This is a genomic window from Pseudomonas wuhanensis (assembly GCF_030687395.1).
GTDB lineage: Bacteria > Pseudomonadota > Gammaproteobacteria > Pseudomonadales > Pseudomonadaceae > Aquipseudomonas > Aquipseudomonas wuhanensis.
The window spans coordinates 4,147,963-4,164,498 of the sequence record NZ_CP117430.1; the positions used below are offsets into that span (position 1 = coordinate 4,147,963).

Consider the following 16,536-nt stretch of genomic DNA (forward strand, 5'->3'; position numbering starts at 1 on the left):
CGCATGGCTGGATCGATTCAGAAGTCGACCGTTGCCGAAAGGAGGTAGGTGCGCGGGGTCGCAAGTGTCAAGCCAGGCTCGCTGTCATCCGAGGCCCCAGCCGAACTCCAGTAGCGTTTGTCCGCCACGTTCTCGACATTGGCACGCAGGGTGATGTTCTTTTCATCGATCTTGAACGCGTAACGTGCACCCACGTCGAAACGCTCCCAGGAGTCGATTTCCTTGTTGTTGGACTGGTCCAGATACTGCGAACTGGAATAGAGGCCGCGACTGGTCAGGGTCAGACCCTGTACGGTCGGTACATCCCACTCGGCGCCCAGGTTGACGTTGTATTTCGGCGTGGCTGGTGCCCGGTTGCCGTCGAAGGTGCCATTGGTGGTGTTGGTCAACTCGCTGTCGATGTACATGACACCGCCGAGCAGGCGAAAACCTTTGAGCGGCTCACCGAACACACTCAGCTCCACACCCGTGTTCTCACGCTTGCCGTTCGGGCCGAAAACCCGCGTCGTGGCGTTGGTCTCATAGGCCGGTTGTTTGATCCGGAACACCGCAGCGGTCACGGCGAACGCACCCGCATCATACTTGGCGCCGACCTCAACCTGCCGGCTGATGAATGGCGGGAAGATCTCGTCCTCGTTCACCGAGGTCGACGGCGCGATCTTGCCCTGGCTCAGACCCTCCATGTAGTTGGCATACAGCGACAGTTTATCGGTTGCCTTGAACAGGATGCCGCCCGACGGCGAAACCTTTTCCTCATCGTAGGCCGTGGCGCCTTTGACATCATCCGTCCAGTCGTCAACTTTCACGCGCTGCCAGCGAGCACCGAGGGTCAGCAGCAGCTGGTCATCGAAGAAACCCAGAGTGTCGGACAACGCCACGCCGCTGAAGCGGTTCTCGGTGTAGACCTTCGAATCGAGTCGAGTGGGTCTGCCGGGTGTTGGTGTTTCCACGGGATTGTAGAGGTTGCTGCGGGCCGTGGCATAACGGGCGCCGCCATTCTCGAAGTCCATGTAGAAATAGCTGGCGGCCAGGTTGACCTCATGGCTCACCGGGCCGGTATGAAACCAGTTGCGCACCCCTGCCGTGGCCGTCCGGACATTTTCGTCACGGGTGAAGTCACGCGGCTGAACGCTGAAATCGCCGGCGTCATTGGTGACTGCAACAGCATGCCGGAGAAAGTCATGGTTGCTTTTACGCGCGCCCACACCGCCGTACATCATGACGGAATCGCTGACATCGAATTCACCGTTCACCGTCCCGAAAGTGTCGTTGGTACTCGCCTTGCTCCAGGACTGCGCATAGTTGTGGCGCACATCGTTCGCATTCGGCACCTTCGCATTGGCGCCGACCTGCACGCGCTCCTGCGGGGCGTCGGTATCACGCTCGGTGCGCCCGATGTCCGTCGAGAGTCGCAGGCGTTCACCGCGAAAATCCAGGCCCAGCACGGCCATCTCGCGGTCGACACTCTGGTGATCCCATTCGGTGTCGCCGGACTGCTTCACGCCGTTGAAGCGAATACCGAACTTATTGTCTTCACCAAAGCGCCGGCCGACATCCACGGCACCGCCAACCTGATTGTCGGAAGCGTAGCTACCGGTAAACGAAGTGATGGGCTTGTCGGTCGCGCGTTTGGGCACCACGTTGATCCCGCCACCCACACTGCCCCGCGGCGATATGCCGTTGATGAGCTGGCTCGGGCCCTTGATGATGTCGACGCGGTCGGCCATCTCCATGTCGATCGTATAGGTCGGCAAGATGCCGTAGAGACCGTTGTAGGCGACATCACTGTTGAACAGGCTGAACCCGCGAATGGTGAACTGCTCATAACGCCCACCCGCCGGGTTGGTGGCGCGAACCGAAGGATCGCTGGCGATCAGATCACCCAAGGTACGAGCCTGCAGGTTTTTGACCGCCTCGCCGGTGTAGGTGGTCATGCTGAACGGCGTTTCCATGAAGTCTTTGGAGCCTAGCAAGCCTTGCGAACCGCGGCGCGCGACCTGGCCGCCGGCATACACCTCGCCATCCGCCCCGCCCGTGGCACCGAGAATCGAGGTGGGGGCCAGTTGCAGGCTGCTGCCCTCTGGCGCCGGGGTCAGGATGTAGGCCTGTTCGCCCACCGGCTTCAGCTGCAGACCGGAACCCTGCAACAGCCGGGCAAAGCCCTCCTCGACCGCGAACTCGCCGGAAAGACCAGGGCTGGTGCGACCGCCCACCAGCGCCGGGCTCACCGAGAGATTGACGCCAGACAGGCCGGCGAAGCGTGTCAGTGCATCGCTCAGGCTGCCGGCAGGCACCTGATAATTTCGCCGGGCACTGTCTTCGGCCCAACTGGCCGTGATGAACAACGGACTGGCACTCAGACCCAACAACAGGCTCAGGTGCAACAACGGACGCAGGCGGGAGGAAGCCGGACGCGGACAGCAAAGTATGACTGCGGGCATTGATAGAGCTCTCTTGATTCGTTCACATGCCTTGAATGACAAGCGAGTCGAAAAAAGGGGACAGGCTTTCCTAATGGCAAGCTCAGAATCTGTGGGAGCGTGGCTTGCCCGCGATGAACGATGACGCGCAATACCTGAAAAACCGCGGTGCATGCTTCGCGGGCAAGCCACGCTCCCACAGGATTTTCGTCGGGCTTCACACACTATTTTTACGCGGCAGCAACGTCACCCAGTAACGCGTACGCGAATGCACCTCCAGCGGCAGGCTGGCCGTGAGCAACGCGAGGACGCGATCGGTGTCGTCCAGGCGGAAACTGCCGGTGACACGCAACGCTTCAAGCTCCAGCTCCCAACGCAGCACACCCGGTCGATAAGTGCTGAGTTCGCGCAGGAAATCCCCCAACGGCTGGTTTTTTGCCATCAGCACGCCTTCTCGCCAACCGGGCGCAAGCACATCAAATGGGCTGATCGGCCCGACACCGGCTGCCTGAAGACTGACTTGTTGACCACTGCGCAAAGCCAACGCCGACCCCTGCAAAGGCTGCAATTGCACGGCGCCGTTGTACACCGACACGCTGCAACCGCGCGCCTCCTGACGAACACAGACTTCGCTTTGGCTGACGCTGATCTGCCCAAACTTCGTCTGGATCGTCAGCGGCGACGCGCTCGGAACCTTCAGCGACAGCTCGCCCTCAATCAGCTTCAAGCGACGGCTCTGCAAATCCACATCGATGGCACTGGCCGTGTTGAGCTGCAAGGAACTGCCATCAGCAAGCCGCACCTGTTTGCGCTCCCCGGTGGCCGTATGCAGATCGGCTCGCCAGACATCCAGCGGCAATTGTCGGCTGATCAGCCAAGCGGCCGGCACCAACGCCACCGCACCCAATGCACGCTTGAGAACCACTCGCCGCCCCGGCTCGGGGCGATCCAGACTTTTAAGCGCCAACGCTGAAGGCAGATCGGCAAACCGCTGACGCAAGGCTTGAGCCTTCTGCCAAGCCTGCTCGTGACTGACGCAACTGTCGCGCCAACGCTGCAGACTCGCATGATCCTGCTCGTTGGCACTTCCAGATTCCAGTAAGGCGAGCCACTGCGCGGCAGCTCGCACCGCCTGACGGGCATCGGGCACCGGACTGTTCACAGCTCCACCAACAGACAATGTTCGTAGGCTTGCGCCATGTAGCGCTTGATCGTGCGCTCCGACACCCGCAAGCGCTCGGCGATTTGCTGATAGTTCAAGCCTTCCAGCTGACTCCAGAGAAACGCCCTACGCACTGCCGCCGGCAATCCATCGAGCAATTCATCCAGGGCTTGCAGGGTTTCGAGCAACAACCAGCGCTGCTCGGGCGACGGCACACAGTCTTCCGGCAACGCCGCCAGTGCCGTCAGATAAGCCTGCTCGAGGCTTCGACGTTTATAGAAATTACTCAGCAGGCGTTTGCCCACGGTCAGCAGATAGGCACGAGGCTCTTGCAGATCGGCAATTCGTTGAGAGCTGGCGAGCAAGCGCAGGAACGTATCGTGGCTCAAATCCGCCGCATCACAGCCATTGCCCATGCGTCTTCTCAACCAGCCTTCAAGCCAGCCACGGTGATCGCGGTACAGGTCGTGGAAGGTTTGCTCCTTCGGCATCGCTGCATCACTCATCTCAAGAAGCCCTGTGCCAAGGAGTTATCGTAAATGAGAGTGATTCTAATTAATGCTGAAGCTGTGAACCAAGTCCTTTATGCAATTGGTGCGCAGAAAAAACTTGCGGGAAGGACATGAGAGAGGAAAAGCCAAATCGCAGACACAAAAAACCCCGGTCTTTCGACCAGGGTCTTTGCTATCGACTCGAAGATTGCCAACGGCTTTCTTCGTAGCTCCAAGGCGTTCAGTAGGCCTTGAGGCAGATATGGCGCAGCGGACGGGACTCGAACCCGCGACCCCCGGCGTGACAGGCCGGTATTCTAACCGACTGAACTACCGCTGCGTATCGCTTTGGACTTTCGCCCAAGTAACTCGTCTGACTGGAAAGCTTCGAGGCTTTTCAATCTCGAGGCAGGTAAACCTGACTCGGAAAATATGGCGCAGCGGACGGGACTCGAACCCGCGACCCCCGGCGTGACAGGCCGGTATTCTAACCGACTGAACTACCGCTGCGCGTCGGTGGAGGCTTTTAAAAGCTTCCTTCTTGCTTTCGCAAGACTCTCGGAAGTGGTGGGTGATGACGGGATCGAACCGCCGACATTCTGCTTGTAAGGCAGACGCTCTCCCAGCTGAGCTAATCACCCGTTTGCATCTCCGAGGCCGCGAAATTTACGCAGGTACCGAAGCTAAGTCAATACCCCGCTTGAAGTTTTTCTGAAAAAGACAAAATTGTGTCTTACACAGTCAGACCGCTTTCGCGAGCAAGCCCGCTCCCGCACTGGATCTGCGGCGCACCACAGGTTTGTGATCGACATAAACTCAGTGTGGGAGCGGGCTTGCTCGCGAAGACGGCGGTACATTCAACATCAATGCTGGCTACATCCATCGCAGCCACACCTGGATTTACTCGCTGTAAATCATCTTCTTGGTCATGCCACCATCGACCACGAATTCCTGGCCCGTGACGAACCCGGCGTTCTTCGACAGCAACCACGCCACCATCGCCGCCACGTCCTCGACCGTCCCTACCCTGCCCGCCGGATGCTGCGCATGATCGGCGTCGGTCAGCGGTTCGGCACGCCGTGCCGCCGGATCTCGCGCATCGATCCAGCCGGGGCTGACCGCGTTGACGCGAATCTCCGGCCCCAAACTGATGGCCAGAGCGTGAGTCAGAGCCAACAGACCGCCCTTGCTCGCCGCATAAGCCTCTGTGTCGGGTTCTGACTGGCCGGCACGGGTCGAGGCCAGATTGACGATGGCGCCGCTGTGAGCACGCAGGTACGGCGCACAATGCTTGGCCAATAGCATCGGCCCGCTGAGGTTCACCGCCAAGACTCGGTTCCAGTAGGCCAGATCAAGGCTTTCCAGGGTGATGTTGTGCGGGTCGGCCACCGCCGCATTACACACCAGCGCGTCCAGGCGCCCGAACTGTCCCAGCACCTCGGCCACGCCCAGTGCCACCTGCGCTTCGTTCGCGACGTCCATGGCGATGAACCAGGCGTTTTCGCCAAGCACCTTCGCCACTTTCGAACCGCGCTCCCGATCCAGGTCGGTCAGCACCACCTGCCAGCCTTCGCTGATCAGCCAGGCCGCAATCCCCAGACCGATGCCGCGCGCAGCACCGGTGACCAGCGCGACGCGGCCATGGGTGCCCGTGCTCGGCGTCGACAACTCGATCACAAGGCAGCCAACCCGCGCGCCAGATCGGCCTGCAGGTCTGCCACGTCTTCCAGACCGACCGCAACACGGATCAGACTGTCACGAATCCCCGCCGCTTCACGCTCTTGCGGCGCGAGACGGCCATGAGAGGTGGTGCTCGGGTGCGTGATGGTGGTTTTGCTGTCGCCCAGGTTGGCGGTAATGGAGATCAGGCGAGTCGCATCGATAAAGCGCCAGGCCCCCTCTTTGCCGCCCTTGACCTCGAAACTCACGACCGCACCGAAACCCTTTTGCTGACGCTGGGCCAACTCGTGCTGCGGATGACTCTTGAGACCGGCGTAATGGACTTTCTCGATACCGTCCTGCTGCTCCAGCCACTCGGCCAGTTGCTGGGCATTGGCGCAGTGCGCCTTCATGCGCAGGCTCAGCGTTTCCAGCCCCTTGAGGAAGATCCAGGCGTTGAACGGGCTCAGGGTCGGCCCGGCGGTACGCAGAAAACCGACGACTTCTTTCATTTGTTCGCTACGACCGGCCACAACGCCGCCCATGCAGCGGCCTTGGCCGTCGATGAACTTGGTCGCCGAGTGCACAACGATGTCCGCGCCCAGCTTAAGTGGCTGCTGCAACGCAGGGGTGCAGAAGCAGTTGTCGACCACCAGCATCGTGCCCTTGGCGTGAGCAATTTCCGACAGCGCCTTGATGTCTACCAGTTCGGCCAGCGGGTTGGACGGCGACTCGACGAACAGCAACTTGGTGTTAGCCTTGATCGCCGCATCCCAGCCGGACAAGTCCGCCAGGGGCACGTAATCGACTTCGATGCCAAAGCGCTTGAAGTACTTTTCGAACAGGCTGATGGTCGAGCCAAACACGCTGCGCGAGACCAGAACATGGTCGCCGGCGCTGCACAAGCTCATCACCACCGCCATGATCGCGGCCATGCCGGTGGCGGTGGCGACGGCTTGCTCGGCGCTTTCCAGCGCGGCAATACGCTCTTCGAACGCGCGCACGGTCGGGTTGGTGTAGCGCGAGTAAACGTTGCCCGGCACTTCGCCGGCAAAGCGCGCGGCCGCGTCGGCGGCGGTACGGAATACGTAGCTGGAAGTGAAGAACATCGGATCACCGTGTTCGCCTTCCGGCGTGCGGTGCTGACCGGCGCGTACGGCCAGGGTATCGAACGCTACGCCTTCGAGGTCGCTGTCCAGCCGACCGGCATCCCAATCCTGACTCATGCTGTCACTCCTTTCCTTATTCTCGTAAATTAAAAGCCAGATACAAAACCGGCCCCTCAGGGCCGGTAGTTACTCAGTTGTTGTACAGATCAATGATCGCACTGACTGCCTGGGTCTTGACCTTGGAGGCATCGTTGCGCGCCTGCTCGATCTTGTTCAGGTAAGCCTCGTCGACGTCGCCGGTGACGTACTGGCCATCGAACACCGCGCAATCGAACTTGTCGATCTTGATCTTGCCGCCACCGACCGCTTCGATCAAGTCAGGCAGGTCCTGATAGATCAACCAGTCGGCGCCAATCAGGTCGGCAACGTCCTGGGTCGAACGGTTGTGGGCGATCAGCTCGTGAGCGCTCGGCATGTCGATGCCATAGACGTTCGGGTAACGCACGGCCGGGGCCGCGGAGCAGAAATAGACGTTTTTGGCGCCGGCTTCGCGAGCCATCTGGATGATTTGCTTGCAGGTGGTGCCGCGAACGATAGAGTCGTCCACCAGCATCACGTTCTTGCCGCGGAATTCCAGTTCGATGGCGTTGAGCTTCTGGCGTACGGATTTTTTCCGTGCAGCCTGACCCGGCATGATGAAGGTCCGGCCGATGTAGCGGTTCTTCACGAAGCCTTCGCGGAACTTGACGCCCAAGTGGTTCGCCAGCTCCAGGGCCGCGGTGCGACTGGTGTCCGGAATAGGGATGACCACGTCGATGTCGTGATCCGGACGCTCGCGCAGGATCTTCTCGGCAAGCTTCTCACCCATGCGCAGGCGGGCCTTGTAGACCGAGACGCCGTCGATGATCGAGTCCGGACGCGCCAGGTAGACGTGTTCGAAAATGCACGGAGTCAGGGACGGATTGGTCGCGCACTGACGGGTGTGCAGCTTGCCGTCTTCAGTGATGTAGACCGCTTCGCCCGGTGCCAGGTCGCGAATCAGGGTGAAACCGAGTACGTCCAGCGAAACGCTTTCGGAGGCAATCATGTACTCGACGCCTTCGTCGGTGTGACGCTGACCGAAAACGATCGGACGGATGCCGTGCGGATCACGGAAACCGACGATACCGTAACCGGTCACCATCGCCACGACCGCGTAACCACCGACACAACGGTTGTGCACGTCGGTGACGGCCGCGAACACGTCTTCTTCAGTCGGCTGCAACTTGCCACGCTGGGCCAGCTCGTGTGCGAACACGTTGAGCAGCACTTCCGAATCGGAGTTGGTGTTGACGTGGCGCAGGTCAGATTCGTAAATCTCCTTCGCCAGCTGTTCAACGTTGGTCAGGTTACCGTTATGCGCCAGAGTGATGCCATATGGCGAGTTGACGTAAAACGGTTGAGCTTCGGCCGAGGTCGAGCTGCCCGCGGTCGGGTAACGCACATGGCCAATGCCCATGTGGCCGACCAGGCGCTGCATGTGACGCTGATGGAACACGTCACGCACCAGGCCATTGTCCTTGCGCAGGAATAACCGGCCATCATGGCTGGTCACGATACCGGCAGCGTCCTGGCCGCGGTGCTGGAGGACGGTTAGCGCGTCATACAGCGCCTGATTGACGTTCGACTTACCGACGATACCGACGATGCCACACATGCGACGCAACCCCTACTTAATGGATCTGAACTGAACACAACTCACTGAGGCGTTTTGGCCGTCGGCAAGAGGTGCTCCTTGAACGGTATATCAGCGGGTACGCTGATTCCGCTGGCAAGCCACTGACTGCTCCACCCAAGGATCAGGTTTTTGGACCAGTCTGCGACCAATAGAAATTTTGGCACGAGCTGTGATTCTTTCCACCAGCCGTCCTGCTGTACCGGCCCCAGGCTCAACAGCCCGACCGCCACGACCACCAGCAACACGCCACGCGCAGCGCCGAAGGCCATGCCGAGGAATCGATCGGTCCCGGACAGCCCGGTAACGCGAACCAATTCGCCGATAAGATAATTGATCATTGCGCCCACGATTAAAGTGGCGACAAACATGATGGCACAGCCCGCGATCACGCGAGCCGACGGCGTTTCGATGTATCCGCCGAGGTACTCGGACAATGAGCCACCGAACATCCAGGCAACGGCTCCTGCGATGATCCAGGTCAGCAGCGAGAGTGCTTCTTTGACGAAGCCGCGGCTAAGACTGATCAAAGCGGAGATGGCGACGATTGCAACGATCGCCCAATCAACCCAGGTAAATGGCACAGTGCAGCCTACAGACAGATAAGGCGGCGCATTTTAGCAGAGCCCATGGCTGTCGGTAAGCTGAGATTGTCAGTGCTTTTCAAATCGGAGCGATAGTTTTAACCGCGCTCAGGCTGGAAACGCACGACAAAGCCCTTGAGATTCTGCTGGCGACTCAACAAGTCACGTAGACGATCGGCTTCCGCGCGCTCGATCAGCGGCCCGACGAATACCCGATTCTTGCCATCTGCGGTGCGGATATAGGCGTTATAGCCTTGGCTGCGCAGGGTTTTCTGCAGGCTTTCAGCGCTCTCACGGCTCGCCAGGCTGGCCAGTTGCACCGACCAACTGACCGACAGGCCATTGGCATCGACGCGGCTTGGGGTGGTGCTCGGCTTGGTCGGCGCAGCAGCGATTGGCTGAGCAGGTGCCGGCACAGGCTTGGCGACCGGCGCCGGAGGTGGCGTGACCGGTTTGGCAGCCGGTGGCGCTGGTGGCGCTGCCACAGGAGCACTTGGCGCGATCGGCGTCGACGGCGCTTGCTGCGCGGCAATTTCGTCATCGCTTGGCACAGGTTCCTGCGGCAATGCCTGCGGATCAGGCACCACCACCGGCTCGACCTGCACTTGCGGCACAGCCGGCGCTTGCGGTGCAGACGGCACGTCGACCCTCACCTGGCGCTGTTCGTCCTGACGGGAAAACAGCATTGGCAGGAAAATCACCGCCAGCGCCACCAGCACCAGGGCACCGACCATGCGCTGCTTGTACGCCTTATCCAGCAAAGCCATTTGCCGCTTCCTCCGTGGAGTGCCGGGCCAGCCATTCAAGGGCCTCGGCGACACAATAAAATGATCCGAACAACAGAATTTCGTCGTCGCTCGTCGCCTGCGCGCACTGCCCTTCCAGGGCGGCGGCCACGCTGTCATAAGACGTTACAGAGGCACCAAGATTCTGCAACGCCGCGTGCAACTGTTCAACGGGCCGCGCCCTCGGCGAATCCAGCGGGGCGACAGCCCAATGCTGGACACTAGCATTCAATTCACCGACGACACCATCCAGATCCTTGTCTGCCAACAACCCGAACACTGCCAGGCGCTTGCCTGCCAGCGGCCGACTGGCCAGACGACGGGCCAGGTATTCTGCCGCATGAGGGTTGTGCCCCACGTCCAGCAACACATTCAGACGCTTGCCTTGCCAGTTGAGCTGACGGCGATCAAGACGACCGACCACGCGTGTCGCTTTCAGGGCTTCAATAATCTGTGCATCCACCCAAGGCAAACCAAGCAGCAGATAAGCCTGCAATGCCAGTGCGGCGTTTTCCATCGGCAGATCAAGCAATGGCAGATCATGCAACTCGACTGCACGCCCTTGAGCATCAAGACCGCGCCATTGCCAGTTGTGATCGGTGATACCCAGGTCGAAATCGCGCCCACGCAGGAAAAACGGGCAATTGAGCTCGCGCGCTTTATCCAGCAGAGGTTGAGGGGGATTCAGATCGCCACAGAGCGCAGGCGCGCCTTGGCGGAAAATGCCGGCTTTTTCGTAAGCCACAGACTCACGGGTATCACCCAGGTAATCCGCATGATCGACGCCGATGCTGGTGACCAGCGCCATGTCTGCGTCGACCACGTTGACGGTGTCCAGACGCCCGCCCAGACCCACTTCCAGCACCACTGCATCAAGCCCTGCCTGTTGAAACAGCCAGAACGCCGCCAGGGTGCCCATTTCGAAGTACGTCAGGGAAGTATCGCCACGACCGGCCTCGACCGCAGCGAAGGCTTCGCACAGCTGGGCGTCAGTGGCTTCGACACCATTGACCTGCACCCGCTCGTTGTAACGCAGCAGGTGCGGAGAACTGTAGACACCGACGTTCAGGCGCTGCGCCCGCAGCAATGAAGCCACGAACGCGCAGGTTGAACCCTTGCCGTTGGTGCCCGTAACCGTGATCACCCGAGGCGCCGGTTTGCCCAGTCCCATGCGGGACGCTACCTGCTGCGAACGCTCCAGCCCCATGTCGATGGCCGAGGGATGCAACTGTTCAAGGTAGGCGAGCCACTCGCCAAGGGTGCGTTGGGTCATATGTTGGCAGGCACCGGTGGAACCACGATCGGCTCGATCGGCGCGGCGACGAATTTTGGCGTCGGCAGGCCCATCATTTGTGCCAGCAGGTTGCCCAGACGCGGACGCAGTTCCTGACGGTGGATGATCATGTCGATCGCGCCGTGCTCCAGCAGGAACTCACTGCGCTGGAAGCCTTCTGGCAGCTTCTCGCGAACAGTTTGTTCGATAACCCGCGGACCGGCGAAACCGATCAGGGCTTTCGGCTCACCGACGATCACGTCGCCGAGCATCGCCAGGCTGGCGGAAACACCGCCGTAGACCGGGTCGGTCAGTACCGAGATGAACGGAATGCCTTCTTCACGCAGACGCGCCAGCACCGCGGAGGTCTTGGCCATTTGCATCAGGGAGATCAGCGCTTCCTGCATCCGCGCACCACCGGAGGCGGCGAAGCAGATCATCGGGCAGCGGTTTTCCAGGGCGTAATTGGCGGCGCGCACGAAGCGCTCACCGACGATGGCGCCCATCGAGCCACCCATGAAGGAGAATTCGAAGGCCGATACCACGACCGGCATGCCCAGCAAGGTGCCGCTCATGGAGATCAGTGCATCTTTTTCACCGGTCTGCTTTTGCGCAGCGGTCAGGCGATCCTTGTACTTCTTGCCGTCGCGGAACTTCAGACGGTCAACCGGCTCCAGGTCCGCGCCCAGTTCGGCACGGCCGTCAGCGTCGAGGAAGATGTCGATGCGCGCGCGCGCACCGATACGCATGTGGTGGTTGCACTTGGGGCAAACGTCCAGGGTCTTTTCCAGCTCCGGACGATACAGCACCGCCTCGCAAGACGGGCATTTGTGCCATAGACCTTCAGGCACCGAGCTCTTCTTGACCTCGGAACGCATGATCGAAGGGATCAGTTTGTCTACTAACCAGTTGCTCATGCTTTCTTTCTCCAGTACCGGTGGCCCGAACGCTCTGGTTCGCAGCCCCGCGTATGCCCTTGACCTAAATTCATGTGAGTGGCGATGATTGATCGGGTGGCCGGGTCAGCGAGACGTGACCTGCGTACAACCCATCAATCCTCAGCCGTGCCTGCTTATGCAGCGCAGTGCATTTTGGGACGGCGGCAGTCTGCCAGCCGTCACATCAAGCCCCTACAACCGCTTTGATGAATGCCTGAATCTTTGCGTGATCCTTGATGCCCTTGCTCGCCTCTACTCCACCGCTGACGTCCACTGCGTAAGGCCGAACCCGGGCAATCGCCTCGGCGACGTTGTCCGGCGTCAAGCCGCCCGCCAGGATGATCGGCTTGCTCAGGCCTTGCGGTATCAATGACCAGTCGAAGGCCTCGCCGGTTCCGCCGGGAACGCCTTCGACGTACGTGTCGAGCAGGATCCCGCTGGCACTGGCGTAGGCATCGCAAGCTGCCGCGATGTCATCACCGGCCTTGACCCGCAACGCCTTGATGTATGGCCGGTGCCAGCCTTCACAGTCGGCTGCGGTCTCGTCCCCATGGAACTGCAACAGGTCCAGCGGCACGGCGTCGAGGATTTCCCCCAACTCGCAGCGGCTGGCATTGACGAATAAACCCACGGTGGTCACGAACGGCGGCAAGGCTTTGATGATTGCCCTCGCCTGCTGGAACGTCACGGCCCGCGGGCTTTTTGCGTAGAACACAAATCCGATGGCATCGGCCCCGGCCTCGACCGCCGCCAACGCATCTTCTATGCGGGTAATCCCACAAATTTTGCTGCGAACGGCTGACATGTCGATAGAACCTCAGGACAAATCCGGGAAAGTCCCGGATGGTAACAAAAGCGTTCGAGGGCGTCAGCCGTCAAGTTCCGAGAAGCCGGTGAGGAAATGCGGGCCGATGTAACGCTCGGGCAATTCGAACTCATCGCGGTACTCGACCTGCACCAGGTACAGACCGAACGGATGGGCCGTCACCCCACCAGAACGACGCACACGACTTTCCAGGACTTCCTTCATCCACTCCACGGGACGCTCGCCGGTACCGATGGTCATCAGCACGCCTGCGATGTTGCGCACCATGTGGTGCAGGAACGCGTTGGCGCGGATATCCAGCACGATCATTTTGCCATGGCGCGTGACGCGCAGGTGGTGCAGCTCCTTGATCGGCGACTTGGCCTGGCACTGGCCGGCGCGGAATGCGCTGAAGTCGTGGATACCCACCAGATACTGAGCAGCCTCGGACATGCGCTCGACATCCAGCGGGCGGTGGTTCCAGGTGATTTCTTCGTTCAGGTGCGCCGGGCGGATCTGATCGTTGTAGATCACGTACCGATAGCGCCGGGCAATAGCCTTGAACCGCGCATGAAAGTCCGCCGGCATGACCTTGGCCCAGCTGACGCTGACGTCGTGCGGCAAGTTGATGTTGGCGCCCATGACCCACGCCTTCATCGAACGCTCGACCTGGGTGTCGAAATGCACCACTTGCCCGCAAGCATGCACACCGGCGTCGGTGCGCCCGGCGCAATGCAGCGACACGGGTGAGTCGGCGACTTTGGACAAGGCCTTTTCGAGGGTTTCCTGCACCGTGGCAACGCCGGAGGCCTGACGCTGCCAGCCGCGATAACGCGAACCTTTGTACTCAACGCCCAACGCGATCCGGAAAAAGCCGTCGGCCGCCATTTCAGCGGCCGGATTATCTATATTTGCCAAGGAGTGACAGCCTGCTGATTTACGCAAAGGCAGGCATTATAAGGCCGCGGGACCGGGATGCCACAGCTGCATGATCTTCGTGCCCTGCCCGACCGCAGCAAATGCCGGTTTTAATGTTGAACGGGAAGCCCTCATCGCGAGCAGGCTCGCTCACCGTTTTAGTGGCGTTCACAGACTTTGTGTACGACACGGATACTGTGGGAGCGTGGCTTGCCCGCGAAGAGGTCCGATCTGCCAACACATCTCTGGCAGAACAAAACGAATCCCCTCACCCCAAGGCTGGCCCCCGTCCTACATGTCAGCTAGCATCGCATTTTTGCCAGGACTGCCGACCATGAAGATCGTCTCCTTCAACATCAACGGGCTGCGCGCTCGCCCGCATCAGCTGGCGGCGCTGATTGAGAAACATCAACCGGACGTGATCGGGCTGCAGGAAACCAAGGTCCATGACGACCAGTTCCCCCTGGCCGAGGTTCAGGCGCTGGGTTATCACGTGTATTACCACGGGCAAAAGAGTCATTACGGCGTCGCCCTGCTCTCGCGCCAGGAACCGATTGCGTTGTACAAAGGTTTCACCACTGACGAAGAAGACGCTCAGCGACGCTTCATCTGGGGCACTTTCGCCGACGCCAATGGCGTGCCGGTGACCATCATGAACGGCTATTTCCCACAGGGCGAAAGTCGCGATCACCCCACCAAATTCCCGGCCAAGGAACGTTTCTACAGCGATTTGCAGCAGTTGCTGGAAAGCCAGTTCAGCAACGACCAGCCGATTGTGGTGATGGGCGATGTGAACATTTCCCCGGAAGACTGCGACATCGGCATCGGCCCGGACAACATGAAACGCTGGCTGAAAACCGGCAAATGCAGCTTCCTGCCCGAAGAACGCGAATGGATGGCCCGCCTGAAGAACTGGGGCCTGGTGGACAGCTTCCGTCACCTGAACCCGGACATCTGCGACCGTTTCAGCTGGTTCGACTACCGCAGCCGCGGGTTTGAAGATGAACCCAAGCGCGGGCTGCGGATTGATCTGATCATGGCGTCCCATGGATTGTTGCCGCGAGTGAAAGATGCCGGCGTGGATTACGATCTTCGCGCGATGGAAAAGCCGTCCGATCACGCACCGATCTGGCTTGAGTTGAGCTGATCCTACAAAATCTACACAAAGCTAATGCGGGAGCGGGCTTGCTCCCACACTTGGTAACTGTCATCGTTCAGAAACCTTACTGACTTATTCTCCCGGCACTTTCCCAGGCTTATAAGGTGCCGGCATGACGCTGCGCGTGTTGTTTCTGTCGATGCTCGGCGCCCTGTTGCCGCTGACGGTGTCGGCCAGCGACTTGCCGACGCCCGAACGTGGCCCGGTGTTGCGCATCCAGGGCTCCAACACCATTGGCGCGGCATTGGGCCCGGCGCTGGTCGAGGGGTTGATGCGTGAACAGGGCCTGCTCAAGGTTCACCGCGAAACCCCGGACAAAGCCAACGAACAACGCATCGTCGGCGAAACTGTTCAGGGACGCCGAGTCGAGGTGGAGGTCGCGGCCCACGGTTCCAGCACCGGGTTCAAAGCCCTGAAAATTGCCTCTGCCGATCTCGCGGCCTCCTCGCGTCCGATCAATGACAGCGAACGGCTGGATCTTGAGCCGCTGGGCAATCTGAAAAGCCCGATTGCCGAGCAAGTCATCGCCATTGATGGGCTGGCAATCATCCTTCATCCGCACAATTCGCTGAAGCAACTCAACACCGTACAACTGGCGCGAATCTTCAGTGGCGAAACGAAAACCTGGGAAGAACTCGGCGGCACCGGTGGGACAATTCATCTCTATGCGCGGGATGATCAATCGGGCACCTACGACACATTCAAGGAACTGGTCCTCAGCCCGCGTGGAAAAAACCTGAGCGGCAACGCGAAACGGTTCGAATCCAGCGAGCAATTGTCCGATGCGGTCAGTCTGGATCCGCAAGGCATCGGCTTCATCGGTTTGCCGTATGTGCGCCAGGCCAAAGCCGTGGCCATTGTCGATGGCGATTCCCAGGCCATGCTTCCGCTCAATAGCCTGATCGCGACGGAAGATTACCCGCTGTCCCGTCGACTGTTCTTTTACCTACCGCCGACCGGGAAAAATCCCTGGGCCAAGGCCTTGGTGAAGTTTGCCCAAAGCAGCAAAGGCCAGGCGATTGTCGCGGCCAATGGTTTTATCGCGCAGACCGTTCAGGCCATGGTCGTCGCGCCTAATGCGTTGATGCCCGAGGGTTATCAGGCGCTCAGCCGTCATGCCCAGCGGTTGACGGTGAATTTTCGCTTCGAAGAAGGCAGCGCGACGCTGGACAACAAGGCCCGACAGGACCTGTCGCGGGTGCTCGACTATATAAAGCAGCACGACAAAACCAATCGGCAGGTGACGCTGGTAGGGTTTGGCGACGCCAAGAGCGACCCGGCGCGGGCTGACCTGCTGTCGAAACTGCGGGCCATGGCGGTGCGGCGAGAACTGGTGAAAAGCGGCGTGGTGTTTCGCGAAATTCGCGGTTTCGGCGCCGAGATGCCGGTGGCGACCAACAGCGGGGATGAAGGGCGGATCAAGAATCGGCGGGTTGAGGTTTGGGTGTATTGAAGTGAGCACCGAACATTGTGGCAAGGGAGCTTGCTCCCGCTCGGCTGCGAAGCAGTCGCGAAACCA

Annotated in this window: 14 protein-coding genes and 3 tRNA genes; 2 read left to right on the top strand and 15 right to left on the bottom strand. The window is 60.2% G+C overall.

What is annotated here, in order from left to right; translation table 11 throughout:
- Positions 1-17: 17 nt before the first annotated feature.
- The 15 genes from PSH88_RS19060 to truA form a co-directional block, all read right to left on the bottom strand.
- Positions 18-2,441 carry a TonB-dependent receptor gene (locus PSH88_RS19060; protein WP_305422077.1) on the bottom strand — a complete coding sequence of 808 codons (2,424 nt, stop codon included), beginning with the start codon at positions 2,439-2,441 and terminating at the stop codon, positions 18-20.
- Positions 2,442-2,637: 196 nt separating this feature from the next.
- Positions 2,638-3,582 carry a FecR domain-containing protein gene (locus PSH88_RS19065; protein WP_305422079.1) on the bottom strand — a complete coding sequence of 315 codons (945 nt, stop codon included), beginning with the start codon at positions 3,580-3,582 and terminating at the stop codon, positions 2,638-2,640.
- The gene (locus tag PSH88_RS19070; protein WP_305422080.1) at positions 3,579-4,088 is read right to left on the bottom strand and encodes a sigma-70 family RNA polymerase sigma factor; all 510 of its coding nucleotides are present in this window, start codon (positions 4,086-4,088) and stop codon (positions 3,579-3,581) included. The genes PSH88_RS19065 and PSH88_RS19070 overlap by 4 nt, the downstream gene beginning before the upstream one ends.
- Positions 4,089-4,336: 248 nt before the next feature.
- Positions 4,337-4,413 (bottom strand) — tRNA-Asp (locus PSH88_RS19075).
- A 93-nt stretch (positions 4,414-4,506) separates the two neighbouring features.
- Positions 4,507-4,583, bottom strand: a tRNA-Asp gene (locus PSH88_RS19080).
- 55 nt (positions 4,584-4,638) lie between these two features.
- Positions 4,639-4,714: transfer RNA gene (locus PSH88_RS19085), tRNA-Val, on the bottom strand.
- 259 nt (positions 4,715-4,973) lie between these two features.
- Positions 4,974-5,750: an SDR family oxidoreductase gene (locus tag PSH88_RS19090; protein WP_305422082.1), complete on the bottom strand. Its 777-nt coding sequence runs from the start codon at positions 5,748-5,750 to the stop codon at positions 4,974-4,976.
- On the bottom strand, positions 5,747-6,958 hold the full coding sequence (locus tag PSH88_RS19095) for an O-succinylhomoserine sulfhydrylase (RefSeq protein ID WP_048395135.1): 1,212 nt from the start codon (positions 6,956-6,958) through the stop codon (positions 5,747-5,749). The genes PSH88_RS19090 and PSH88_RS19095 overlap by 4 nt, the downstream gene beginning before the upstream one ends.
- 73 nt (positions 6,959-7,031) lie before the next feature.
- A complete protein-coding gene (purF, locus tag PSH88_RS19100) occupies positions 7,032-8,537 on the bottom strand; it encodes an amidophosphoribosyltransferase (RefSeq protein ID WP_007935163.1) in 1,506 nt (501 codons plus the stop codon).
- Positions 8,538-8,578: 41 nt separating this feature from the next.
- Positions 8,579-9,139 carry a CvpA family protein gene (locus tag PSH88_RS19105; protein ID WP_008007221.1) on the bottom strand — a complete coding sequence of 187 codons (561 nt, stop codon included), beginning with the start codon at positions 9,137-9,139 and terminating at the stop codon, positions 8,579-8,581.
- A gap of 98 nt (positions 9,140-9,237) precedes the next feature.
- Complete coding sequence (locus PSH88_RS19110) at positions 9,238-9,906, bottom strand: SPOR domain-containing protein (protein ID WP_305422083.1); 669 nt, start codon at positions 9,904-9,906, stop codon at positions 9,238-9,240.
- Positions 9,890-11,197, bottom strand: coding sequence for a bifunctional tetrahydrofolate synthase/dihydrofolate synthase (gene folC / locus PSH88_RS19115; RefSeq protein ID WP_305422084.1), 1,308 nt, complete (start codon positions 11,195-11,197; stop codon positions 9,890-9,892). The genes PSH88_RS19110 and folC overlap by 17 nt, the downstream gene beginning before the upstream one ends.
- Complete coding sequence (gene accD, locus PSH88_RS19120) at positions 11,194-12,114, bottom strand: acetyl-CoA carboxylase, carboxyltransferase subunit beta (RefSeq protein ID WP_007905946.1); 921 nt, start codon at positions 12,112-12,114, stop codon at positions 11,194-11,196. The genes folC and accD overlap by 4 nt, the downstream gene beginning before the upstream one ends.
- A gap of 205 nt (positions 12,115-12,319) precedes the next feature.
- Positions 12,320-12,940 (bottom strand): phosphoribosylanthranilate isomerase, encoded by a 621-nt coding sequence (locus tag PSH88_RS19125; RefSeq protein ID WP_305422085.1) that lies wholly within the window; start codon positions 12,938-12,940, stop codon positions 12,320-12,322.
- A 63-nt stretch (positions 12,941-13,003) separates the two neighbouring features.
- A complete protein-coding gene (gene truA / locus PSH88_RS19130) occupies positions 13,004-13,828 on the bottom strand; it encodes a tRNA pseudouridine(38-40) synthase TruA (RefSeq protein ID WP_305427026.1) in 825 nt (274 codons plus the stop codon).
- 364 nt (positions 13,829-14,192) lie between these two features.
- On the opposite strand from truA, the gene xthA reads away from it, so the two are divergent.
- Entirely contained in the window at positions 14,193-15,005 is an 813-nt protein-coding gene (gene xthA / locus PSH88_RS19135) for an exodeoxyribonuclease III (protein ID WP_305483318.1), read from the top strand.
- Between the two features lie 124 nt (positions 15,006-15,129).
- Positions 15,130-16,470 (top strand): substrate-binding domain-containing protein, encoded by a 1,341-nt coding sequence (locus PSH88_RS19140; RefSeq protein ID WP_305422087.1) that lies wholly within the window; start codon positions 15,130-15,132, stop codon positions 16,468-16,470.
- The last annotated feature ends 66 nt before the right edge of the window (positions 16,471-16,536 follow it).

What these genes read in the sequence shown, in the direction of transcription:
- PSH88_RS19060 (WP_305422077.1), bottom strand. Translation starts at nt 2,441, where the DNA reads ATGCCCGCAGTCATACTTTGCTGTCCGCGTCCGGCTTCCTCCCGCCTG.
- PSH88_RS19070 (WP_305422080.1), bottom strand. Translation starts at nt 4,088, where the DNA reads ATGAGTGATGCAGCGATGCCGAAGGAGCAAACCTTCCACGACCTGTAC.
- PSH88_RS19095 (WP_048395135.1), bottom strand. Translation starts at nt 6,958, where the DNA reads ATGAGTCAGGATTGGGATGCCGGTCGGCTGGACAGCGACCTCGAAGGC.
- purF (WP_007935163.1), bottom strand. Translation starts at nt 8,537, where the DNA reads ATGTGTGGCATCGTCGGTATCGTCGGTAAGTCGAACGTCAATCAGGCG.
- PSH88_RS19110 (WP_305422083.1), bottom strand. Translation starts at nt 9,906, where the DNA reads ATGGCTTTGCTGGATAAGGCGTACAAGCAGCGCATGGTCGGTGCCCTG.
- folC (WP_305422084.1), bottom strand. Translation starts at nt 11,197, where the DNA reads ATGACCCAACGCACCCTTGGCGAGTGGCTCGCCTACCTTGAACAGTTG.
- accD (WP_007905946.1), bottom strand. Translation starts at nt 12,114, where the DNA reads ATGAGCAACTGGTTAGTAGACAAACTGATCCCTTCGATCATGCGTTCC.
- PSH88_RS19125 (WP_305422085.1), bottom strand. Translation starts at nt 12,940, where the DNA reads ATGTCAGCCGTTCGCAGCAAAATTTGTGGGATTACCCGCATAGAAGAT.
- truA (WP_305427026.1), bottom strand. Translation starts at nt 13,828, where the DNA reads ATGGCGGCCGACGGCTTTTTCCGGATCGCGTTGGGCGTTGAGTACAAA.
- xthA (WP_305483318.1), top strand. Translation starts at nt 14,193, where the DNA reads ATGAAGATCGTCTCCTTCAACATCAACGGGCTGCGCGCTCGCCCGCAT.
- PSH88_RS19140 (WP_305422087.1), top strand. Translation starts at nt 15,130, where the DNA reads ATGACGCTGCGCGTGTTGTTTCTGTCGATGCTCGGCGCCCTGTTGCCG.